Raw genomic sequence first — 22,117 nt, 5'->3', positions numbered from 1 at the left:
CCCCTCATTTCCATGCGCGGTGTCACGAAGGTTTACGGCGAGGGACCGACCGCGTTCTCGGCGTTGAAGGGCGTCGATCTCGATATCCAGGCGGGCGATTTCGTCGCGGTGATGGGCGCGTCGGGATCGGGCAAGTCGACGACCATGAACATCCTGGGCTGTCTCGACGTGCCGAGCGGGGGCAGGTTCCTGTTCCGGGGACATCCGGTCGAGCGGCTCGACCGCGACCAGCGCGCGCTGCTCCGGCGTCGCTATCTCGGTTTCGTCTTCCAGGGCTTTAATCTGCTCAGCCGCACCTCCGCGCTCGAGAATGTCGAGCTGCCGCTGCTCTATCGGGGCGAGGACAAGCGGCGGCGGCGTGAGCTGGGGATGGCGGCGCTCGACAAGGTGGGGCTGGCGAACTGGTCGAGGAACACGCCCGCCGAACTATCGGGCGGGCAGCAGCAGCGCGTCGCGATCGCACGGGCGATCGTGACCGAGCCCGACGTGCTCCTCGCCGACGAGCCGACGGGCAACCTCGACTCCGAACGCTCGGTGGAGATCATGGAGCTGCTCTCCGGCCTCAACCGCGACAACGGCATCACCGTGATCATGGTAACGCACGAGGCCGACATGGCCGCCTTCGCGCGGACGGTGGTGCATTTCCGCGACGGTCTGGTCGAGCGGATCGAGGCGCGGCATCGCCAAGTTTCGGGGCAGGGCGAGGCGGTGGAGGCGTGATTAATCCCTCTCCGTCATGCCGGACTTGTTCCGGCATCCATCGTTGCGCGAACCCGATAAGTCGGGTGTGCGCTCAACCATGGACCCCGGAACAAGTCCGGGGTGACGAATAGATGCTAGGCACCACCTTCATCCTCGCAATCCGGTCGATCCGGCGGCATATCCTGCGGTCGTTCCTGACGATCCTGGGTATCGTGATCGGTGTCGGCGCGGTCGTGACGATGGTGACGCTGGGCAAAGCGACGACCGCCGCCGTCCAGCAACAGATATCGGCGCTGGGCACCAACATCCTCCAGATCCGCCCGGGTCAGGGCTTCGGCCGCGGCGGGGGCGGGCCGCGACCGGCCGATTTCGAGCCGGAAGATGTGGAAGCGATCGCCAACCAGATCGCGGGCGTGACCGCCGTCGCGCCGCAGGCCTCCGCCCCCGCGACCGCCATCCACGAGGGCGCGAACTGGTCGACCACCGTCAACGGTACGACGAGCGCGATCTTCCGCGTCCAGCCCTGGCCGCTCACCGCCGGGCGCACCTGGACGCGCGCGGAGCAGGAGGCGGGCAAGGCGGTGTGCGTGATCGGCGGTACCGTCGAGCGCAACCTGTTCCCGGGCGGCGACGCGGTCGGCAAGCGGTTCCGCGTCGGGCCGATCAGTTGCGACGTGATCGGCACCCTGTCCACGCGGGGCCAGGCGGGGTTCGGCGGCGATCAGGACGATGTGATCGTGATGCCGATCAAGACGGTGCAGCGTCGCTTCACCGGCACGCGCGACATCCGGCTGATGCTGGTCGGCACCGATCCGGCCTATTCCACCGGGCAGATCCAGGCGGGTATCACCGAACTGCTCCGCGAACGCCGCAACATCGACGGCGGCAAGGAGGACGATTTCAACATCTTCGACACGCGCCAGATCTCCGACACGCTGACGGGCACGACCACGCTCCTCACGCGGATCGTGGCGGCGGTGGCTGCGATCAGCCTGGTGGTAGGCGGGATCGGCATCATGAACATCATGCTGGTATCGGTGACCGAGCGTACGCGCGAGATCGGCATCCGGCTGGCGATCGGCGCGGTCGCCAACGAGGTGCTGCTCCAGTTCCTGGTCGAGGCGGTGGCGCTGTCGTGCCTGGGCGGGGTGATCGGGCTCGTGCTGGCGCAGGGCGTGATCCTGGCGCTGGTGCCCCTGATGCAAGTGCCGTGGACGTTCGACCTTCAGATCAACATCGTCGCATTCGCGATCTCGGCGGTGATCGGGGTGGTGTTCGGCTATTTTCCCGCGCGGCGCGCGGCGGCGCTCAACCCGATCGACGCGCTACGGCACGAGTGATCGCGGCGGTGGAATGGATCAGCGCGCGCAGCTTTTCCAGCTCCTCGGGCGTGTCGACGTCGATCAACTCGGCGGGGGCGGTGACGACGTGACGACCGCCGCGAACCATCTCGCGCGGGCCCTGGTCGCCCTCGATCGTCAGGAGATAGTCGAAATGCTCGGAGCCGAACAGCGAAGGGGGTTTGGGCGTGATGCCGTCGGACGACGAGACGATCGAGTGCGTGTCGGTCGCGACATCGAACATGCGGTCGATATGCGCGGCGGTCACGCGCGGCATGTCCGCCAGCGCGAATAGCACCGCGTCCGCACCGCGGTCCTTGGCACACGCGACGCCGCGGCGGATCGAACTCGCCATGTCGCCGACAGGGTCGTCGTTATGAAGCACGGTGAAACGGTGGCGGGCGTAATCGATGCCGCAGGTCTTCACGATGGCGATGCGTTCGCGGAAGCGCGTGTCCTCCAACGCGACCGCGACATGGAGGCCCAGCGGCTTGCCCAGGAAATCCTCGTCGAGTTTGGAGCCGACACCGCCGAAGCGTTCGGACCTGCCCGCCGCGAGCAGCACCAGGACCGTGTTCTCGACCTCGATCATGATCCATCATCCTTATGGAACGCCTTCACCATCGCGGCCGCGATCGACAGCGCGATCTCCGATGGGCCGACCGCGCCGATATCGAGCCCGACAGGCCCGTCGATCCGATCCAGGTCCTCGGCCGCGACACCCAGCGCGGCCAGGCGTTCGCGCCGCGCGGCGTGGCTGCGCTTGGACCCCAGCGCGCCGACATAGGCCGTACGATGACGGAGCGCTTCCAGTAGCGCGGGGTCGTCGATCTTCGCGTCATGGCTTAGCGTCACCACCGCGGTCGCGGGACCTGGGCGGAGCGCGGTCACCGCCTCGTCGGGCCAGCGGTCGTCGAGCGTCGCGCCCGGAAAGCGCTCGGCGGTCAGGAAGCGCGCGCGCGGATCGATCACGACCGCGTCGATCCCGAGCGTCGCCGCGAGCGCGACCAGCGACTGCGCGATCTGCACCGCACCGACGACGAGCAGGCGGCGAGGCGGGTCGTAGCGGTTGACGAACAGCTCGCCGGTTTCTTGCGGGCGTTCGCTGGAATGGCCGCTGGCTAGGTCGGTCGTGACCACAAGCGATCGTCCGTCGGAACGGGCCCCCGCTATGCGGTCGAACAGTTCGGGGTCGAACCCTTCCGCCGACACCGGCTGGACCAGCACCGCGATCTCGCCGCCGCACGGCAGGCCGACTTCCCAGGCCGCAGCATCCGCGACGCCGTAGCGCTTGACCTGCGACGGCGCCCCCGCGATCACCTCGGCGGCGGTCTGGAGGATGTCGGTCTCGACGCAGCCGCCCGACACCGATCCCTCGAACCGGCCATCGAAATGGACGAGCATGTGGCTGCCGCGCGGCCTTGGCGCGGAGCCCCAGGTCGAGACCACGGTGGCGAGCGCGAGGGGCTCGCCCGCCCAGGCGCGGGCGGCGGCGATGACGCTGTCATTATCGGTCATGACGTCACGGTTCCGTATCGATGCCAGCGCATGGACCGGCCTTGACGGTAACATAGGTGATGGCGATGCGTCCGCAACGATCCGGCCCTGCGCTGCTGCTTTTCCTGGTGTCCTGCGCGACGGCGGGCCAGGATGCGGCGGTGGAACGACCGCTCTCCCCGCCCAGTCTTTCCACGCCCCTCGTGATCGCGCATCGGGGTGCCAGCGGCGAGCGGCCGGAGCATACGCTGGCCGCGTACGAGCTGGCGATCGCGCAAGGGGCCGATGCGATCGAGCCCGATCTGGTGCCGACGAGGGACGGCGTCCTCGTCGCGCGGCACGAGAACGAGATCGGCGACACGACCGACGTCGCGACGCATCCGGAGTTCGCCGCCCGGCGCGCGACCAAGGTCATCGACGGACGATCCGTGATGGGCTGGTTCACCGAGGATTTCACGCTGGCCGAGCTGAAGACGCTCCGCGCGCGCGAGCGTCTGCCCGAGCTACGTCCGGCGAACACCGCCTATGACGGGCGGGAGGCGATCCCGACGCTGGACGAGGTCATCGCGCTCGCCAAGCGGCGCTCGAAGGAGCTGGGGCGGACGATCGCGGTCTATCCGGAAACCAAGCACCCGACGTATTTTGCCGCCATCGGGCACCCGACCGACGCGCTCCTCGTCCGCGCGCTGGACGCGGCGGGATGGCGGACGGCGGACGCGCCGGTGTTCGTCCAATCGTTCGAGATCGCGAACCTGAAACGGCTGGCGGGGATGACGAGGGTGCGGCTTGTCCAACTGCTCGATGCGACCGGCGCGCCCGCCGATGGCGGGGCCCCGAGCTACGCGGCGATGACCACGCCGGGCGGCCTGCGCGCGGTCGCCCGCTATGCCTGGGGGATCGGGCCAAACAAGGCGATGCTGGGCGATGGCAAGCTCGTCCGCGACGCGCATGCGGCGGGGATGCGGGTGCATCCCTGGACTTTCCGGGCGGAGAACCGGTTCCTCGCGGCTCCCTTCCGACGTGAGGGCGCGGCGCGGGGCGACCTTCCCGGCGAGATCGCCGCCGCGCTCCGCCTTGGAATAGACGGATTCTTCACCGACTTTCCCGCTATCGGGGTCGCGGCGCGCGACGCCATGCGTGATGAGGACCAGTAAATGCGTAGATACCTGCTCGCCGCCCTGCTTCCGCTCCTGACTGGCGGGTGCGTCCGCACCGTCGGCGCCGTGGTCACCGCGCCATTCAAGGCGGCGGGCCAAGTCGTGGACTGGACGACGACCAGCCAGGACGAGGCCGACCGGAACTTCGGCCGCGAGATGCGCAAGAAGGAGGCGCGCGAGGGCCGTGAACGGCGCGAGTACGAAAAGCGCTGCCGCAGGGATCCGGAACGCTGCCGCGGGTATGACGGATATCAGGCGGGCACCGACAACTGATCCCCGGCTTGATCTGGACACCGCACGGTGCGGGCGACCGAGTCGCGAGCATCCGGGCGGCGCGTGGCGGCTCCGCGGCCTAGGGTAGCTTGGAGGGCGGGCGCATCGTCAGAACCACCACATGACCGTCACGGGAAAGGGTGTCCAGCGGCCCACCCGCACTCCGGCATGCGCGAGCGCCTCGCCCGTCCACGTGTTGCAGGTGCGCCGCGCTGAATAACGGCCGCGCGCCGTGTAGAAGGCGTCGTACGGGCCGTAACCCCGGTGGACCTGCGGCCGGTCGGCGACCGTGGCACGGATGAACGCGGCAAGCCGCCGATACTCCGCCGGGCCGAGCAGGATCGGGCGAGCGCCGTCGCCGGGTAGCGGTCGGGGCAGGTGGTCGACGTGGACCAGCGTATCGCCGCTCCCCGACGCCGCGGCGAGCACGGTGCGAAGCTTCACGTCGGCCCAGGTCGCGGTCTCGAGATAGAAGGCGCGCTCGCCCCAGCCGAACGACAGATAGGAATACGCGCCGTAGCGGGGGTCGGCGAGATGTTCGGGCCGCGCCAGGTCGCGCCAGTCGACGCCGGCCGCTACCTTCGGGACGATGATGCCGGTATGCAGGCCGTTGCTCTCGACGAAGACCAGCACGCCGCGCGCGGGTGGCCGCCGGTCGGCGTTGACGGGCAGCGCGCCGCCGATGAGCCCGGCGACGGCGTAGAGCGACAGGAGCGCCCCGACCCCGACGACGACGCGGCCGCCCCATCGTAAGGCAACCCATACTCGCCGTCGCACGTTTTCCCGTGACATCCCGGCATGCTAGGACGCATCGATGGCAGAAGAAACGCATGTGCTCGACCGACCCCCGCCCGGCGCGGCGGCGGACTGGACCGTCCCGCAGGATTGGGAGCGCTTCACGCCCGAGGAACATGCGACCTGGGACACCTTGTTCGCACGCCAGGCCAAGCTGCTCCCCGGCCGCGCTTCGAATGCGTGGCTGCGCGGGCTGGACGTGCTCCATCTCGATCGGCCGGGCATCCCGCGCTACGAGGAGCTGAACGAGCGGCTGATGAAGCTGACCGGGTGGCAGGTGATCGCCGTGCCGGGGCTGGTGCCCGACGACGTGTTCTTCGATCACATGGCGAACCGCCGCTTCGTCGCGGGCAACTTCATCCGGCGACCCGACCAGCTCGACTATCTGGAGGAGCCCGACGTCTTCCACGACGTGTTCGGGCATGTGCCGATGCTCGCCGATCCCGTGTTCGGGGATTATCTGGCGGCGTATGGACGTGGCGGGCAACGCGCGCTGGGGCTTGAGTCGCTGAAGTATCTGGGGCGGCTATATTGGTACACGGTCGAGTTCGGGCTGATCGCCGAGCCCGAGGGGATGCGGATCTACGGGTCGGGGATCGTGTCGTCTTTTTCCGAAAGCCGGTTCGCGCTCGACGATCCCAGCCCCAACCGCATCGCGTTCGACATCGCGCGGGTGATGAGGACCGAATACCGGATCGACGACTTCCAGCAGAATTACTTCGTGATCCCAAGCTTCGACGAGCTGCTGCGCCAGACGGTCGAGACCGATTTCGCGCCGCTCTACGAACAGCTGAAAGGACAGGACGACATCCCCGTCGCCGCGGTCGAGCCTGGTGACGCGGTGATCACCCGGGGCACGCAGGCCTATGCGCGTGGAAAGGCGGCTTAGCCCCGCGTCTCGGCCACGAGTCGCAGGATCGTCCAGTCCCCGCGCCGGTCCGCCCGCGCCAGGGAACAACCGACCGCGCGGTAGGCGTCGACCACCGCGTCGGCCTGCGTCGCGAGCAGGCCGGCGAGCACGATCGTCGCGCCCGGCGCGGCGATATCGGCGATGTCGGAACCCATCGCGATCAGCGGTCCGGCAAGGATGTTGGCGATGACAAGATCGAACCGTTCGACGGGTTCGATCCGCAGGTCCCGTGCGCCATCGGTCACCTTGAGATCGACATGCTCGATCCCGTTCGCCGCCATGTTCGCGCGCGTGACCTCGATGGCGACCGGATCGATGTCGGTGGCCAGCACGTACGCTTTCGGCCAAATCTCCCGTGCCGCGAAGGCGAGCAGTCCCGTTCCCGTGCCGAGGTCGACGACGTGGTCGTATTGTTTCCCTTCGGAGGCAAGACCGTCGAGCATGGCGAGACAGCCCGCCGTGGTCTCGTGGTGCCCCGTGCCGAACGCTCGGCCCGCCTCGATCAGGAACGCGCGACCACCAGGGGGCGGGCCGATGGGATGCGCGGCGGTGTGGACGACGAAGCGGCCTTCGCGGATCGGCTCCAGCCCCGCCTGGCTCAGCGTCACCCAATCCTGATCGGGCACCGGTTCGGGTATGCCCGCCGCGCCCGGCGCGAGCGCGCGGACGGCCGCGAGCGCGGCCGCATCGGGCTGGTCCTCGAAATAGGCGTCCAACCGCCAGCGGTCGGCCGCCTCGTCCTCCTCCGTCGCGACCAGCACCGCGCCTTCGACCTCCGCATCCGACGCGGCCTCTGCCTGACGTTTGGTGCAGGGAAGAACAAGCGTCCAGCTAGCGGACATAGCTGGCCCCGTTCACGTCCAGCACCGCGCCCGTCATCGAGGGGGGCGCGTCGAAGGCGAGGAAGCGCGCGACCTCGGCCACCTCCTCGGGCGTCGCGACGCGGCCGAGCGGGATGTCGGCGAGCAGCTTGTCGCCGCCGCGGCTCGACAGATAATCCTCCGCCATGCCGGTCATGGTGAAGCCAGGGCAGATCGCGAATGCCAGGACGCCCTCCGCCGCGTAGGCGCGCGCGATGGTCTTGGTCATCGCGACCATTCCGGCCTTGGACGCGGCGTAGTGCCAATGGTCAGGCGAGTCGCCGCGGTACGCCGCGCGGCTGGCGACGTTGACGATGCGCCCGCCGCTCCGCCGCTCGCGCCAATGGCTAACCGCCAAGCGGCAGAGCTCGGCCGACGCGGTCAGGTTGACGCGCATCGTGCGCTCCCATCCGGCGACCCAGTCGTCGTGCGGACGGTCGATCGGGTTGGCCTCGAACACGCCCGCATTGTTGACCAGCACGTCGATCCGGTGGTCGAAGATTTCGAGAGCGCGGTTCCAGATGGCGACGGGGGCGCCGGGATCGGCCAAGTCACCGTCCATGCTTCCCGTCGCCCAGAACGTGCAGGGCTCGATCGCGAAACGCTCGGCGAGCGCGGCGCCGATCCCCCGGGTTCCGCCGGTGAGCAATATCTTCGTCATGCCTCGCCTTAGCGTCCGACGAGGCGGCGCGTCGACCTCAACCCACCGACATCGAGAAAGCTTCCGCCTCGCCGCGCAGGGTGTCCAGCTGCTCGGACATCTCGCCGAAGCGCGCGTCCAGCGTATCGATCTCCGCCGCCATCGCCTGCGCATCGCCGCGTATCGCGCCGATCGCCCCGGACATCGCGTTCGCCGCGAGCGCCGTCTCGTCCACGGCGGCGGTGATCGCCGTGACCGTCTGCGCCTGCATGCCCATGGCCTGACGGATGCGTTCGGCCGACGCCTGCACCTCCGAAACGGTGGTCTTGATCGAGGCATTGGTCTCGACGGTCGACCTGGTGGCGGACTGGATGGCGGCGATCTTGGCGGCGATGTCGTCCGTCGCGCGCGCGGTCTGGTTGGCGAGCGACTTCACCTCTTGCGCGACGACCGCGAAGCCCCGGCCCGCATCGCCCGCGCGCGCCGCCTCGATCGTCGCGTTGAGCGCCAGAAGGTTGGTCTGGCCAGCGATCTGGCGAATCAGCCCCAAGATCGACTCGATCGACCGGGCGTGATCCGACAACGCCTCCGACATGCCGACCGCCCGGCCCGCCTGATCGCCCGCCCGCACGGCGATCTCGGCGGCGGCATCGACTTCGCCGCGCGCGTCCTCGATCGCGCGAATCAGCCCGGCGGCGGTTCCCGCCGCGTCGCGCATCGCCGTCGCCGACTGTTCGGCGGCGACGGAGACCTCGCCCGCCTTGCCGAGCATTCCCCTGGTCGCCGCCGACGCGCCGCGCGCCTGTTCACGCACCCGCTCCCCGAGCGTAGCCGCGCCGTCGATGGCGTCGGCGATGCCGCCCCGGAAATGTTCGGCGTTCTCGGCGCGGCGCATCCGCGCGGCGTTCGCGTCGCATGCGCCGAGCTGCGCCGCCATGAGTCCCGCCTCCGCCTGCGTCAGCCGGCTCAGCACATCGGCGAAGCGGGTCATGCGGGCGGCGTCGTCGCCGACCTTGGCGAGCAGCGTCTGAAGCAGGTGAGCGCGCGAATAGGACAAGGCGGCCAGCGTCGTGCGGAGCGGCACCCCGTTCACGTACGTCGTAACCGTGTTCTGCCGAGCCAGGCGCACCCACTCGTCGTCGACCGGATTATTGAGGACGATCATGCCGTACCGAATGCTCGATTCCACTTCGTGGGTGACCAGATCCGGCTGATCACGAAATCGTTTCGCGCTCGTAAATCCGAGGTGCCGTTCCCAGAACGCTTGTGCGAGCGCCCGGTAATCGTCGGGACCGAGCAACGCGCATATCTCCCGACAGGTCGGACCGATCGCTCCGTCCCAATCGTAATCGCGAATAAGATCGGCCGCGTCCGTGATGTCTTCGCACCAGGCGCCGACGGCGGGTGTGGCGGCGGCGTTCATGCCGCCACCTTCGCGGCGAACTCGCCCGCGCTCTGTTTCAGGGTGGTAAGCCGCCCGTCGAGCAGGTCGAACCCGCGGCCGACCCCGTCGATCTCGGTGGCCACCGTCTCCGTGTCCTCGCGGATCGCCGCGATCGTATCGGACATGCAGTCGGCCGCCAACGCCGTCTCGTCGACGGCCGCGGTGATCGCGGTCACGGTTTGGGCCTGCGCCTCCATCGCATGACGGATGCGCTCGGCCGATTCTTGGACCTCGGCCACGGTCGCCTTGATGGACGCGTTGGTCTCGACCGTCGAACGCGTGGCGGACTGGATGGCGGCGATCTTGGCGGCGATGTCGTCCGTCGCGCGCGCGGTCTGGTTTGCCAGGCTCTTCACCTCTTGCGCGACGACCGCGAAGCCACGTCCGGCGTCTCCGGCGCGTGCGGCCTCGATCGTCGCGTTGAGCGCCAGAAGGTTGGTCTGGCCGGCGATGTCGCGGATCAATCCCAGGATCGATTCGATCGACCGGGCATGATCCGACAACGCTTCCGACATCCCGACCGCCTGGCCCGCCTGCCTGCTGGCGCGGGTGGCGATCTCGGCGGCGGCCTCGACCTCGACGCGCGCGTCCTCGATCGCGCGGATAAGCCCGGCGGCGGTCTGCGCCGCCTCGCGCATCGCGACGGCCGATTGTTCTGCGGCGGCGGCGACCTCGCTGGTCTTGCCCAACATCCCGCGCGCCGCGCCCGATGCGCGTAGGCCCTGGGTGCGCAGGATCTGGCCCTCCTCGTTGCTGGCGTTGGCGAGGACGGCGATGCCGTCGCGGAATTCGGCCGCGAGCCGGTCGCGCTCGCCACGCGCCTGTTGCTCCACATAGGCCGAGTACAACGCCGTATAGATCTCGCATTCCAGCGACCGGAGGCGGAATAGCAGGTCGGTCATGCGCGAACGGCGATCGTCCGCGATATCGACCCGCTTGGACAGCACGTCCAACGTCGCGCGGCCGCCCGCGTCGGTCATGGACAGGATCGCCGTCAGCGAGACGCCGGCCGCATAGGCGCCCGCCACCGTGCGTTCGGCCGACTGGACCCACTCCGGTTCGCTCGGGCGCGTGAAGCGGTTGCTAAGGTAGGTCACGCCCAACTCGATCATCCGATCCTGATCGTGGCTCGCCCAATCCTGCTTGCCGGCATAGTGGCGACGCCACTGCGCCCAATGCGCCTTGGATATCGTGCGCGCGTCCGGCTCGATCACGTCCCAGAGCTCGCGGGCGAGCGTCAGGTCGGTCGCGCCGAGGTCCAGCAGGCGCAGCCGGTCGGCCAAGTCCAAGGTGGAGCTCACGCCGCGGGTGGAAGGTGTCGTGGTCACAGGGCGGATGCTCCGGCAGGGATTCGATCCGGTCGGCATAGGAGATCACAGGTTAAGGCGTGGTTAGGGATGGTCGGCCCGGCGCTTGCATCCGGGGTCGCCCGGCCTAATAGAAACGCGATCGTCCCCCTTTCGTCAGGACCCCCGCCTTGGCCAGTCGCCCGCAAGCACGACCCCTATCGCCGCATCTCGGCATCTGGCGCTGGGGCCCGCACATGCTCGTCTCCATCCTGCACCGCGCGACCGGCGTCGGCATGGCCATGGTCGGCGTGCCGCTATTCACCTGGTGGTTGGCCGCGACGGCCGCAGGCGGGGAGGCTTACGCGACCTTCCGCGACGTGTTCACGACAGACGAGGGGAACCTGAACATCATCGGCTGGGTGGTCGGGGTCGGGCTGTCGCTCGCCTTCTTCGAGCATATGACGACGGGCGTTCGCCACCTCGTGCTCGATATGGGCGCGGGATACGAGCTGAAACGCAACAAGCTGGGCGCGCTGGCGTGCATGGGTGTAGCGGTCGCGCTGACCGCGCTGTTCTGGCTCGCGATGGTGTTGCGCTGATGGGTACGGGCACCAGCATCGGCCGCGTCCGCGGCTTGGGCGCGGCCAAGGAGGGTACGCATCATTGGTGGCGTCAGCGGCTGACCGCGGGCTCCAATTTCCTGCTGATGGCGTGGTTCATCTTCTCGCTGACCAGGTTGCCGGGCTTCGACCATGCGAGCGCGCGGGCCTGGATGTCCTCGGCCTGGGTGGCGGTGCCGCTGCTGCTGCTTGTCACGTCGGTGGTGTACCATTTCCGGCTCGGGCTGCAGGTGGTGATCGAGGATTATCAACATAACGAGAGCCGGGTCGTGTTTATGGTTCTGCTCAACCTATATGCCTTGACGGTATACGCGATCGCCGTTTTCTCCATCCTGAAGATCGCTTTTGGAGCCGCAAGCTAATGCCTGCCGCATACAAGATTATCGATCACACCTACGACGCGGTCGTCGTCGGCGCGGGCGGTTCGGGCCTGCGCGCGGCGATGGGCATCGCGGAGGGCGGGCTCAAGACCGCCTGCATCACCAAGGTGTTCCCGACGCGCAGCCACACGGTCGCCGCGCAGGGCGGGATCGCCGCGTCGCTCGGCAACATGGGTCCGGACCATTGGACCTGGCATATGTACGACACCGTCAAGGGCTCCGACTGGCTCGGCGACCAGGACGCGATTGAGTATATGGTCCGCGAGGCCCCGCAGGCGGTCTATGAGCTTGAGCATGCGGGCGTGCCGTTCAGCCGCACGGACGAGGGTCGCATCTATCAGCGCCCGTTCGGCGGCATGATGCAGAATATGGGCGAGGGTCCACCCGCGCAACGCACCTGCGCCGCCGCCGACCGCACCGGCCATGCGATGCTGCACTCGCTCTACCAGCAGAGCCTGAAGTACGACACCGACTTCTTCATCGAGTATTTTGCGCTCGATCTGATCATGGAGAACGGTCAGTGCCGGGGCGTCGTCGCGCTGTGCATGGAGGACGGGTCGATCCACCGCTTTCGCAGCCACACGACCGTGCTGGCGACGGGCGGCTACGGCCGCTGCTATTTCTCCGCGACTTCCGCGCACACCTGCACCGGCGACGGCAACGCGATGGCGCTGCGGGCAGGGCTGCCGCTCCAGGACATGGAGTTCGTCCAGTTCCACCCGACCGGCATCTACGGCGCGGGCGTATTGATCACCGAAGGCGCGCGCGGCGAGGGCGGCTATCTGACCAACTCGGAGGGCGAGCGCTTCATGGAGCGCTACGCCCCGTCCGCCAAGGACCTGGCGTCGCGCGACGTCGTCTCGCGGTCGATGGCGATGGAGATGCGCGAGGGCCGCGGCGTCGGCAAAGAGAAGGACCACATCAACCTTCACCTCGACCATATCGACCCCAAGGTGCTTCATGAGCGCCTGCCGGGCATCACCGAGACGGGCAAGATCTTCGCCGGCGTCGACCTGACGCGCCAACCGCTGCCGGTCACGCCGACGGTACATTACAATATGGGGGGCATCCCGACCAACTATCACGGAGAGGTCGTGCGGCTGAAGGACGGCGATCCCGACAGCGTCGTCCCCGGCCTGTTCGCGGTCGGCGAGGCGGCATGCGTGTCCGTCCACGGCGCGAACCGGCTGGGCTCGAACAGCCTGATCGACCTGGTCGTGTTCGGTCGCGCCACGGGTCTGCGCATCCGCGACATCCTGAAGCCCTCGACCGGACACAACCCGCTGCCCAAGAGCTCGGAGGAACTGTCGCTCGGCCGGCTAGACCGTTTTCGTCATGCTAACGGCGGGTCGCGGACGTCGGAGATCCGCAACGAGATGCAGCGCACGATGCAGCGCCACTGCGCTGTGTTCCGCGACAACGAGCTGTTGTCCGAGGGGCAGGCCAAGATCGCGAGCACCTATCGCCGCTTGGCCGACATTGCGGTCAGCGACCGCTCGCTGATCTGGAACACCGACCTGATCGAGGCGATGGAGCTCGACAATCTCGTCGCACAATCGGTCGTGACGATGGAGTCCGCCGCCAACCGCCAGGAGTCGCGCGGCGCGCACGTCAACGAGGACTATCCCGACCGCGACGACGGCGAGTGGATGAAGCACACCATCGCGACGTTCGAGGGCTGGGGCGGCGAGGGCGGCGGCGTCGCAATCGACTACCGCCCGGTGCACGAATATACGCTGACCGACGACGTGGAGTACATCAAGCCGAAGAAGCGGGTGTATTGAACGAAGGATTGATCTGGCTCTGCTATGGAAGTTCAGCCGTGCCAGCCTTCATCTTGCGGAAGTTCTGGCGTGTCCGGGCTAGGTTGGCTCTGGTTATTGGAGCTCTATTGGGTACGATGGCTTGGGCTGTATCGGCTTACGTTGCCGGTGATGACCCGTCGGACGCTTGGTTCGGCATAGGGCTTTTTATCGCCTTCGCGTTTAGTGGTATTGCTGCTGGCGCTGGTGCGGCTGTGTCGTTCGTATCAGAGTAGCTGTCGAGATTGCCATGATGACCAAGACGGGCATTTTGCGGACGTGAGGAGATTTGAAGTGGCTCTCTGGACCATCCGTGCGCAGTATGATGACGAGGCACATGTCTGATATTCGACCGAGGGCGACATACCAGGGCTTAATATTGATGCCGACTCGATCGACGGGTTAATGGAGAGGGCGGGTGCGATGCTGACAGACCTCCTCGAAATCCATGCTGACGATTTCATAGATAAAAAGCGGCTGGATGGTCCGCACCGCATCCGCATCCTCGCCTTTCATGAGCGCGAGTACGACGTGGCGGCCTAACGATGGTTCAGGGCTATACTGCATTGGTAAAAGCGATCTTGCGCGAGCATGGATGCGTGTTGGTGCGGAGTGGGAAGGGCGATCACGAGGTCTGGTCTTCCCCGAACGCAGTTTGACCAGTGATCGTGGACGGCAAGATCATGTCGCGGCATTCAGCCAATGGAGTTCTCAAGGAGGCTGGAGTCCGGACCAAGATCTAGTCCGCTAATCTCAACCAGCCCGCTCCCGCCGCGAATCCCACAGCGCGAACGCCGCGCCGCCGATCGCCGCGAAGCCGAGCGCGGCGACGGCCGGGTGCTCGGCGGCCTTGGTGTAAATACTAAAAGATTTCGCCGCGTGCTCGCCCGAGCGTTCGGCGCCGCCACGGCCTTCCCACAGGTTCGTCGGCGGCTGGGTGCGGTCGGGGTCGCTCAGCAGCGCGTCGGTCGCCTTGGGGGCGAGCAGTTCGTACGCCCAGGGGAAATGCAGCCCGAGCAGCACCTGGAGTCGCCCGAAGCCGCCGACCGTGATCTCGCGCCGGGGGCGCGTCGCGGCGCTCAGGATCGCGTCGGCGACGAGTTCGGGAGCGTAGATCACCGGGGGGATCTGCGCCTCGCCCGGCAGGTAGTTGCGGGTATGCTGGCCGATCGGCGTGTCGATCCCCGACGGCTTGATCAGCGTGATCGAGATGGGCAGCCCCGCATTGCCCAGCTCCATGCGGAGCACCTCGACATAGGCCTTGAGCGCCTGCTTGGTCGCCGAGTACGCGCCCATCACCGGCGCGGGCAGGTCCGACGCGATCGACCCTACCGTGATCAACGCGCCGCCGCGGTCGCGCAGGAACGGGACGGCCGCGCGGCAGCCATGGACCGTGCCGAAATAGTTGGTCCGCATCATCTGTTCGTGCTCGTCGTTGGGGATGTCGAGCAGGTGGCCGAAGATGGAGGTGCCCGCGTCGTTGACCCAGGTGTCGATGCGCCCGAACCGCTCGACCGCGAACGCCGCCGCGGCGTCGACCGCCGCCTGGTCGCCGACGTCGGCGAACTTGTAGGCCGCGGTGCCGCCCGCTTCCTCGATCTCGCGCACGACCTCCGCGAGCATCACCTCGTCGCGCGCGACCAGCACGACCGTCGCGCCCTTCGCCGCCGCCAGCCTCGCGGTGACGCGCCCGATCCCCGAACTCGCGCCCGTGATCACGATCACCTGTTCGGCTAGGGGCTTGAGCTTTAGCTTCATGGCGCGGGTTCCTGTGAATGGATGCGTGCCGAACGGAGCGGGGGAGTCGCAAGTTCCCCATTCGCTTGACTTGCCCCGCCCCGCGCCCAAGCTGCCGTCCCGATGAACCCGCTCCTCAGGCTGCTCGCCGCGTCGCTCCTCCTTACGCCCGCCTCCGCGCAGCGGCCGGCCTACACGCCGCCGCAGCATAATTTGCCACCGCCGCTGATCGCGGGCGCGAGCGGCGCCGACGTCGCCGCCTATGCCGAGCTCGGCATCCAGATCGAGCGGGATCGCCCCGCGCGCGACGCGCTGGCCGAGCATCGGCGCCTGTCCGCCGCCTTGGCCGCGCTCGGGCCGCAGCGGCGCGGCGTGGTGGACGCCTATGTCGTCGCGGTCGCGCTCGACAGCGATCCCGTGTTCGGGCGCGAGGCGCGCGAGGCCGGCCGCGTGCTCGCGCGCCGATACGACGCGGCCGGGCGCACGATCGTGCTCGCGGGCACCGAGGGCGCGGCCCCGAGCGCGCTGCCGATGGGATCGCCCGCCAGCCTGTCCGCCGCGCTCGCCCGGGTGGCCGAACTGATGGACACGCGCGAGGACGTGCTCGTCCTCTACCTCACCAGCCACGGCGCGCCCGTCGGCATCGTCTATAACGACGGCGACCAGGGCTATGGCGCGATCGCGCCAACCCGGTTGTGGCGGTTGCTGGGCGAGGTCGGGATCGCCAACCGGCTGCTGTTCGTCTCCGCCTGCTATTCGGGGACATTCGTGCCGATGCTGATGAGCGGCGGCACCGCGATCGTCACCGCCAGCGCCGCCGACCGCACTTCGTTCGGCTGCCGCGCCGACAACGACTGGACCTATTTCGGCGACGCGCTGATCAACCGCGCGCTTCGAAAGCCCCAGCCGCTCGCCCGCGCCGCCGCCGAGGCGCGGGCGTCGGTCGCGGAGTGGGAGCGGCGGGACGAGCTCGAACCGTCCGATCCGCAGGTCAGCATCGGCCGAGGCGCGGAGGGTTGGCTCGCGGCGCTAGAGCGCAAGCTCCCGTCCGCGACGCAGCCGGTCGGGCGTCCGGCGGTCGAGTGAGCCAAGCGCGGCCCGCTCGACCGTCGCCGCGCTAGAGCGAGAAGCCGCCGTCGATGTCGATCGCGGCGCCGGTGATGTAGCTCGCCTCGTCGCTCGCCAGGAAGGCCGCGAGCGCCGCCACCTCGTCGGGCCGGCCGTAGCGCCCCAGCGCGACCCGCGCCGCCAGCGCCTCCGCATACTGGCCGTCGGCCGGGTTGAGGTCGGTGTCGATCGGCCCGGGCTGGATCACGTTCACCAGGATGCCTCGCGACCCTAGGTCGCGCGCCCAGCCGCTCGCCATCTGCGCGATCGCCGCCTTGGTCGCGCCGTAGATGGCGCCGCCCGCTATCGGCATCGAATGCGCGTTGACGCTGCCGATCAGGATGATGCGGCCCCCGTCCGACAGGAGCGGCGCCGCCGCCGCCGTGCCCGCGAACACGCCCTCGACATTGACGCCGAACTGGCGGTGGTACGCATCGAGCGATGCTTCCGTGTCGCCGCCGTCGATGCTGACGAAGTCGGCGATCCCGGCATTGTGGACGAGGATGTCCAGCCCGCCCAGCGCCGCCGCCGCGTCGGCGATCGCCTGACGTTGCGCGGGGGCGTGCGCGGCGTCCGCCTGGAACGCATGGCCGCGCGCGCCGCTCGCCTCGATCGCGCCGACCATTTCCTTCGCTGCGGCTTCGTTACCGGCGTAGGTGATCGCCACGTCCGCGCCCTCCGCCGCCAGCCGCCGCGCGATCGCCGCGCCAATACCGCGCGATCCGCCGGTCACCAGCGCGCGCTTGCCGTTCAACTTCGCCATGATCAGCTCCTTTGTGCGTCGGCTACAATCGCCGACACGCCCGCAAATGGGACGCGACGGTCCGGCCGCAATTCGGTCGTCACTCGCTCCGAAGAGCTCCCATTCGCCGCAGGCCGCGTGATCAACGACTTAGCCGCGCCCCACCAAACGTCCCTGTCGCCCCGCAAAGAAAAAGCTGGCGGCGGCAACACCGATCATCGCCCGGAAACTCGTATTTGCGGGGTCGGAGCGTTATATGTATTCGACTAGCCGAGATGTCCGCGACGGCTGCCCGCCGCGCCCACCACCAACCGATGGATCGCCCCATGGCCGAGTTCACGCTTCCCAAGAACAGCGTCGTCAAGAAGGGCACGACGCACAAGGCGACGAGCGGGGGCCGGATCAAGCGGTTCAAGGTATACCGCTATGATCCTGACACCGGCGACAACCCGCGTTACGACACGTTCGAGGTCGATCTGGACAGCTGCGGCCCGATGGTGCTCGACGCGCTCATCAAGATGAAGGCGGAGCAGGACTCGACGCTCACCTTCCGCCGGTCGTGCCGCGAGGGCATCTGCGGTTCGTGTTCGATGAACATCGACGGGCGCAACGGCCTTGCCTGCACCAGCGCGATCGAGGACGTGAAGGGGGAGATCAGGATCACGCCGCTGCCGCATATGGACGTCGTGAAGGACCTCGTTCCCGACTTCACGCACTTCTACGCGCAATATGCGTCGATCAAGCCGTGGCTCCAGACCGTCACGCCGCCCCCGTCGGGCAAGGAGCGGCTGCAGAGTCCCGAGGATCGTGCCAAGATCGACGGGCTGTATGAGTGCATCATGTGCGCATGCTGCTCGACCTCATGCCCCAGCTATTGGTGGAACTCCGACAAGTTCCTGGGGCCCGCGATCCTGCTCCAGGCCTATCGCTGGCTCGCCGACAGCCGCGACGAGATGACGGGCGAGCGGCTCGACGAGCTGGAGGATCCGTTCCGCCTTTATCGCTGCCACACCATCATGAACTGCGCCAACGTGTGCCCCAAGGGGCTGAACCCGGCCAAGGCGATCGCCGAGATCAAGAAGATGGAGATGGAAAGGGCGCTCTGATCCCCCTCTCCGCCGCTCGCGGGGAGAAGGAGAAGAAGAGCATGACGACCGTTTTTTCCGCGTATCAGTTCCTCGTCTCCGCCGGCGAACTCCGGCCCGATCCCGAACAGGTCGCCGCCGCCCGATGCCTCGACCGGCTCGCCGCCGAGTTGGAGGCGGCGAGAGCGCCCGGTCTCCTGAAGCGCCTCCTCCGTCGCAAGCCCAAACCGATCTGCGGCGTGTACCTTTGGGGCGGCGTCGGGCGCGGCAAGTCGATGTTGATGGACCTGTTCTTCGCGAACACCCGCATCGACGCCAAGCGTCGCGTCCATTTCGCCGAGTTCATGCTCGAAATCCATGCCCGCATCCATGCCGAGCGGGCGCGCGAGACGGGCGACCCGATCGCGCCCGTCGCCGAGGCCATGGCGGATGAGGTACGCCTGCTCGCCTTCGACGAGATGATGGTGACGAACTCGCCCGATGCGATGATCCTGTCGCGGTTGTTCATCGCGCTCCTTGAACGCGGGGTGACGATCGTCGCCACCTCCAACCGGGCGCCCGCCGATCTGTACCTTCACGGCCTCAATCGCGAGCATTTCCTGCCCTTCATCGCGCTCGTCCGGGAGCGGCTGGCCGTGCTCGCGCTCAACGGCCCCGTCGATTATCGCCGCGAGCGGCTGGGCCGCGTCGAGACCTGGCTCGTCCCCAACGGACCGGAGGCGACCGCGGAACTGTCGGCCGACTTTTTCCGCCTGACCGACTACCCGCCGGAGGATTCCGAGCACGTGCCGGTCGAGGAGTTGGCGGTGCAGGGCCGGACCCTGCGCGTGCCCAAGTCGCTGAAGGGCGTCGCCGTCTTCGCGTTCAAGAAGCTATGCGGCGAGGCGAGGGGGGCGGCCGATTATCTGGCGGTCGCGCGCCGGTACCACACCGTGATCCTCGTCGGCATTCCCAAGCTTGGTCCCGAGAATCGCAACGAGGCCGCGCGCTTCGTCCAGCTGATCGACGCGCTCTACGAACGAAGGGTCAAGCTCCTCGCGGCCGCCGATGCGCAGCCGGATGCCCTGTACGAGGTGGGCGACGGCCGTTTCGAGTTCGCGCGCACCGTGAGCCGCCTGGAGGAGATGCGGTCGGAGGAGTATCTCGCTTTGGGTCACGGTTGCTAAAAACCAGCATGATGGATAATCGCTATTGCGACGCGTCCTCAATAAGCGTTTTTGCCGGTTGCCCGCTGCGGGTGAAAGGCGTAGGCGGCTGGACCATCGCGCCACGGCGCCGACGGAGAAGGACAGGGGATGGCCCGCAAGAAGATCGCGCTAATCGGCGCCGGCAACATCGGTGGCACGCTCGCGCATCTCGCCGCGCTGAAGGGTCTGGGCGATATTGTCCTGTTCGACGTGGTCGAGGGTGTGCCGCAGGGCAAGGCGCTCGATCTCGCGCAATGCGGGCCCGTCGAGGGCTTCGACGCGTCGATTGTCGGCACCAACGATTATGCCGACATCGCCGGCGCGGACGTGGTGATCGTCACCGCGGGCGTCGCGCGCAAGCCCGGCATGAGCCGCGACGACCTGCTGGGCATCAACCTGAAGGTCATGAAAGCGGTGGGCGAGGGCATCGCCGCCAACGCGCCCGATGCGTTCGTCATCTGCATCACCAATCCGCTCGACGCGATGGTATGGGCGCTGCGCGAGTTCTCGGGCCTGCCCGCGCACAAGGTCGTCGGCATGGCGGGCGTGCTCGACAGCGCGCGCTTCCGCACCTTCCTCGCATGGGAGTTCGGGGTTTCGGTGAGGGACGTCAATGCTTTCGTGCTCGGCGGGCATGGCGATACGATGGTGCCCGTGCTCGAATATTCCACCGTGTCGGGCGTCCCGGTTGCCGACCTCATCAAGATGGGGATGAGCACGCAGGAAAAGATCGACGCGATCGTCCAGCGTACCCGTTCGGGCGGCGGCGAGATCGTCGCGCTCCTGAAGACCGGTTCCGCCTATTACGCGCCCGCGACGAGCGGCATCGAGATGGCCGAGGCGTATTTGTACGACAAGAAGCGCGTTCTCCCCGCCGCCGCCGAGCTGAACGGCGAATATGGCGTGAGCGGCCTGTATGTCGGCGTGCCGATCGTGATCGGGGCGGGCGGCGTCGAGAAGATCATCGAAGTCGAGCTGACCGAGACCGCCAAGGCGAACCTTGCCGTGTCGGTCGATGCGGTCAAGGAGCTGCTGGTCGCCTGTAAGGGCATCGACCCGAGCTTGGAGGGATAAGGTGGCCGACCGCGATCCTCAGATCGGGACGCGTAATCGCCACACGGCGGACAGCGACTTCGCGGCTTGGATTTACGACCAGGTTGCGGCTTTGCGAGAAGGGCGTTTTTCGGATCTCGATATCGACGACTTGACCGACGAGGTGGAGAGCTTGGCGAAGCGCGATTTCAAGAAGCTCCGAAGCTATATTCAAGTCATTCTGACCCATATGCTCAAGTGGGATTGGCAACCGGAGCGACGTGACGTCTCCTGGCGCAAGTCGATCAACGCGAGCCGGGAAAGGGTTTGGGGGGAACTGGCGTCGAGCCCGAGCTTCCGCCCCCGCATCGCCGAAGCCGTCGAGCAAGCGTATCCGTCTGCTCGATTGAAAGCTTGGGACGAGACGGGTGTATTCAAGCTCGAACGCGAACCTGTAATTTGTCCGTATAGCTGGGACGAAATCATGTCGCGTCCCCACGAGCTCGATCCCGATGACGTTCCGCAAGATGAAAACGATCCACTCCAAGGCGACATCTCCTTTGAAGATGATTGAGCCGAGTTACGAAGGGCAAGCATGAGCATCCTCGTCGATCGCAACACCAAGGTTATCACCCAGGGCATGACCGGCGAGACCGGCAGCTTCCACACTAAGGCGGCGCTGGAATACGGCACGCGGATGGTCGGCGGCGTGACGCCGGGTAAGGGTGGGACCACCCACCTCGACCTGCCGGTGTACGACACCGTCGTCGAGGCGGTCGCGAAGACTGGCGCGACTGCGTCGGTCATCTACGTGCCGCCGCCCTTCGCCGCGGACTCGATCCTGGAGGCGATCGACGCCAAGGTGCCGCTGATCGTGACGATCACCGAGGGCATTCCCGTCCTCGACATGGTCAAGGTCAAGCGCGCGTTGTCGGGTAGCAAGTCACGGCTGATTGGGCCGAACTGCCCGGGCGTTCTGACGCCCGAACAGTGCAAGATCGGGATCATGCCCGGCTCGATCTTCAAGACGGGATCGGTCGGGGTCGTGTCGCGCTCGGGCACGCTGACTTACGAAGCTGTGTTCCAGACGTCGAACGCCGGGCTCGGCCAGACCACCGCGGTCGGGATCGGCGGCGATCCGGTCAACGGCACGAACTTCATCGACGTGCTCGAGCTGTTCTTGGCCGACGACGCGACGGAGTCGATCATCATGATCGGCGAGATCGGCGGCTCGGCGGAGGAGGAAGCGGCGCAGTTCTTGCGCGACGAGGCCAAGCGCGGCCGCTCCAAGCCGATGGCGGGCTTCATCGCCGGCCGCACCGCGCCCCCGGGCCGCCGCATGGGCCATGCGGGCGCGATCGTGTCGGGCGGCCAGGGCGGCGCCGAAGATAAGATCGCGGCTATGGAGGCGGCCGGCATCAAGGTCGCGGCCTCGCCCTCGGAGCTTGGGTCGACGCTGCTCGAAGTGTTGAACGGCTGACCGGACAATTCGTGCGCTTGGCCGTAACCGGCGCATCT

General features: G+C 67.6%; 24 protein-coding genes. 15 read left to right on the top strand and 9 right to left on the bottom strand.

Features of this window, described 5'->3' with window-relative positions:
• Window positions 1–12: 12 nt before the first annotated feature.
• On the top strand, window positions 13–720 hold the full coding sequence (locus ACFE71_RS07390) for an ABC transporter ATP-binding protein (RefSeq protein ID WP_375428171.1): 708 nt from the start codon (window positions 13–15) through the stop codon (window positions 718–720).
• Window positions 721–833: 113 nt separating this feature from the next.
• The gene (locus ACFE71_RS07385) at window positions 834–2,042 is read left to right on the top strand and encodes an ABC transporter permease (RefSeq protein WP_375428165.1); all 1,209 of its coding nucleotides are present in this window, start codon (window positions 834–836) and stop codon (window positions 2,040–2,042) included.
• Here ACFE71_RS07385 and ACFE71_RS07380 read toward each other — a convergent pair.
• Entirely contained in the window at window positions 2,011–2,634 is a 624-nt protein-coding gene (locus tag ACFE71_RS07380; protein ID WP_375428164.1) for an NTP transferase domain-containing protein, read from the bottom strand. The two genes, ACFE71_RS07385 and ACFE71_RS07380, sit on opposite strands and share 32 nt — an antisense overlap.
• Window positions 2,631–3,560 carry an XdhC family protein gene (locus tag ACFE71_RS07375; protein WP_375428163.1) on the bottom strand — a complete coding sequence of 310 codons (930 nt, stop codon included), beginning with the start codon at window positions 3,558–3,560 and terminating at the stop codon, window positions 2,631–2,633. The genes ACFE71_RS07380 and ACFE71_RS07375 overlap by 4 nt, the downstream gene beginning before the upstream one ends.
• A gap of 65 nt (window positions 3,561–3,625) precedes the next feature.
• On the opposite strand from ACFE71_RS07375, the gene ACFE71_RS07370 reads away from it, so the two are divergent.
• Both ACFE71_RS07370 and ACFE71_RS07365 read left to right on the top strand, forming a co-directional pair.
• Window positions 3,626–4,693 (top strand): glycerophosphodiester phosphodiesterase, encoded by a 1,068-nt coding sequence (locus ACFE71_RS07370; protein WP_375428162.1) that lies wholly within the window; start codon window positions 3,626–3,628, stop codon window positions 4,691–4,693.
• Window positions 4,694–4,969: a hypothetical protein gene (locus ACFE71_RS07365; RefSeq protein WP_375428161.1), complete on the top strand. Its 276-nt coding sequence runs from the start codon at window positions 4,694–4,696 to the stop codon at window positions 4,967–4,969.
• Between the two features lie 108 nt (window positions 4,970–5,077).
• Here the strand turns inward: ACFE71_RS07365 and ACFE71_RS07360 are convergent, their stop codons facing one another.
• Window positions 5,078–5,761, bottom strand: coding sequence for a TIGR02117 family protein (locus ACFE71_RS07360; protein ID WP_375428160.1), 684 nt, complete (start codon window positions 5,759–5,761; stop codon window positions 5,078–5,080).
• Window positions 5,762–5,783: 22 nt separating this feature from the next.
• On the opposite strand from ACFE71_RS07360, the gene phhA reads away from it, so the two are divergent.
• Entirely contained in the window at window positions 5,784–6,653 is an 870-nt protein-coding gene (gene phhA / locus ACFE71_RS07355) for a phenylalanine 4-monooxygenase (RefSeq protein WP_375428159.1), read from the top strand.
• Here phhA and ACFE71_RS07350 read toward each other — a convergent pair.
• Genes ACFE71_RS07350 through ACFE71_RS07335 form a run of 4 tightly spaced genes read right to left on the bottom strand, consistent with a single transcriptional unit; the run spans window position 6,650 to window position 10,985 of the window.
• Window positions 6,650–7,516: a 50S ribosomal protein L11 methyltransferase gene (locus ACFE71_RS07350; RefSeq protein WP_375428158.1), complete on the bottom strand. Its 867-nt coding sequence runs from the start codon at window positions 7,514–7,516 to the stop codon at window positions 6,650–6,652. The two genes, phhA and ACFE71_RS07350, sit on opposite strands and share 4 nt — an antisense overlap.
• Window positions 7,506–8,195, bottom strand: a complete 690-nt coding sequence (locus ACFE71_RS07345; protein ID WP_375428157.1) for an SDR family NAD(P)-dependent oxidoreductase — start codon at window positions 8,193–8,195, stop codon at window positions 7,506–7,508. The genes ACFE71_RS07350 and ACFE71_RS07345 overlap by 11 nt, the downstream gene beginning before the upstream one ends.
• Before the next feature lie 37 nt (window positions 8,196–8,232).
• Window positions 8,233–9,597 carry a methyl-accepting chemotaxis protein gene (locus ACFE71_RS07340; RefSeq protein ID WP_375428156.1) on the bottom strand — a complete coding sequence of 455 codons (1,365 nt, stop codon included), beginning with the start codon at window positions 9,595–9,597 and terminating at the stop codon, window positions 8,233–8,235.
• Window positions 9,594–10,985 (bottom strand): methyl-accepting chemotaxis protein, encoded by a 1,392-nt coding sequence (locus ACFE71_RS07335; RefSeq protein WP_375428155.1) that lies wholly within the window; start codon window positions 10,983–10,985, stop codon window positions 9,594–9,596. The genes ACFE71_RS07340 and ACFE71_RS07335 overlap by 4 nt, the downstream gene beginning before the upstream one ends.
• Before the next feature lie 110 nt (window positions 10,986–11,095).
• Between ACFE71_RS07335 and sdhC the strand changes: the two genes are divergently transcribed.
• From sdhC to ACFE71_RS07315, 4 genes are all read left to right on the top strand, one after another.
• Complete coding sequence (gene sdhC / locus ACFE71_RS07330) at window positions 11,096–11,506, top strand: succinate dehydrogenase, cytochrome b556 subunit (protein WP_375428154.1); 411 nt, start codon at window positions 11,096–11,098, stop codon at window positions 11,504–11,506.
• On the top strand, window positions 11,506–11,889 hold the full coding sequence (sdhD, locus tag ACFE71_RS07325) for a succinate dehydrogenase, hydrophobic membrane anchor protein (RefSeq protein WP_375428153.1): 384 nt from the start codon (window positions 11,506–11,508) through the stop codon (window positions 11,887–11,889). Before sdhC ends, sdhD begins: the two co-directional genes overlap by 1 nt.
• Window positions 11,889–13,691, top strand: a complete 1,803-nt coding sequence (sdhA, locus tag ACFE71_RS07320; RefSeq protein ID WP_375428152.1) for a succinate dehydrogenase flavoprotein subunit — start codon at window positions 11,889–11,891, stop codon at window positions 13,689–13,691. The genes sdhD and sdhA overlap by 1 nt, the downstream gene beginning before the upstream one ends.
• Before the next feature lie 381 nt (window positions 13,692–14,072).
• The gene (locus ACFE71_RS07315) at window positions 14,073–14,252 is read left to right on the top strand and encodes a hypothetical protein (RefSeq protein WP_375428170.1); all 180 of its coding nucleotides are present in this window, start codon (window positions 14,073–14,075) and stop codon (window positions 14,250–14,252) included.
• A gap of 210 nt (window positions 14,253–14,462) precedes the next feature.
• On the opposite strand, the gene ACFE71_RS07310 is transcribed toward ACFE71_RS07315, so the two are convergent.
• Entirely contained in the window at window positions 14,463–15,467 is a 1,005-nt protein-coding gene (locus ACFE71_RS07310; protein ID WP_375428151.1) for an SDR family oxidoreductase, read from the bottom strand.
• A 102-nt stretch (window positions 15,468–15,569) separates the two neighbouring features.
• Between ACFE71_RS07310 and ACFE71_RS07305 the strand changes: the two genes are divergently transcribed.
• Window positions 15,570–16,532: a C13 family peptidase gene (locus ACFE71_RS07305; RefSeq protein WP_375428150.1), complete on the top strand. Its 963-nt coding sequence runs from the start codon at window positions 15,570–15,572 to the stop codon at window positions 16,530–16,532.
• Between the two features lie 31 nt (window positions 16,533–16,563).
• Here ACFE71_RS07305 and ACFE71_RS07300 read toward each other — a convergent pair whose 3' ends face one another.
• The gene (locus ACFE71_RS07300) at window positions 16,564–17,316 is read right to left on the bottom strand and encodes an SDR family NAD(P)-dependent oxidoreductase (RefSeq protein WP_375428149.1); all 753 of its coding nucleotides are present in this window, start codon (window positions 17,314–17,316) and stop codon (window positions 16,564–16,566) included.
• 305 nt (window positions 17,317–17,621) lie between these two features.
• On the opposite strand from ACFE71_RS07300, the gene ACFE71_RS07295 reads away from it, so the two are divergent.
• The 5 genes from ACFE71_RS07295 to sucD all read left to right on the top strand — a co-directional run bounded on the left by ACFE71_RS07295 (window position 17,622) and on the right by sucD (window position 22,079).
• Window positions 17,622–18,401, top strand: a complete 780-nt coding sequence (locus ACFE71_RS07295; RefSeq protein WP_375428148.1) for a succinate dehydrogenase iron-sulfur subunit — start codon at window positions 17,622–17,624, stop codon at window positions 18,399–18,401.
• Between the two features lie 41 nt (window positions 18,402–18,442).
• Complete coding sequence (gene zapE / locus ACFE71_RS07290) at window positions 18,443–19,546, top strand: cell division protein ZapE (RefSeq protein WP_375428147.1); 1,104 nt, start codon at window positions 18,443–18,445, stop codon at window positions 19,544–19,546.
• Between the two features lie 129 nt (window positions 19,547–19,675).
• On the top strand, window positions 19,676–20,641 hold the full coding sequence (gene mdh / locus ACFE71_RS07285) for a malate dehydrogenase (protein ID WP_375428146.1): 966 nt from the start codon (window positions 19,676–19,678) through the stop codon (window positions 20,639–20,641).
• Between the two features lies 1 nt (window position 20,642).
• On the top strand, window positions 20,643–21,173 hold the full coding sequence (locus tag ACFE71_RS07280; RefSeq protein WP_375428145.1) for a DUF29 domain-containing protein: 531 nt from the start codon (window positions 20,643–20,645) through the stop codon (window positions 21,171–21,173).
• Window positions 21,174–21,194: 21 nt separating this feature from the next.
• Window positions 21,195–22,079 carry a succinate--CoA ligase subunit alpha gene (sucD, locus tag ACFE71_RS07275; RefSeq protein WP_375428144.1) on the top strand — a complete coding sequence of 295 codons (885 nt, stop codon included), beginning with the start codon at window positions 21,195–21,197 and terminating at the stop codon, window positions 22,077–22,079.
• Window positions 22,080–22,117 lie beyond the last annotated feature (38 nt).

Origin of the sequence: uncultured Sphingomonas sp., assembly GCF_964237155.1 — a bacterium.
Taxonomy (GTDB): Bacteria; Pseudomonadota; Alphaproteobacteria; order Sphingomonadales; family Sphingomonadaceae; genus Sphingomonas.
This window is presented reverse-complemented; position numbering and strand designations above follow the sequence as displayed.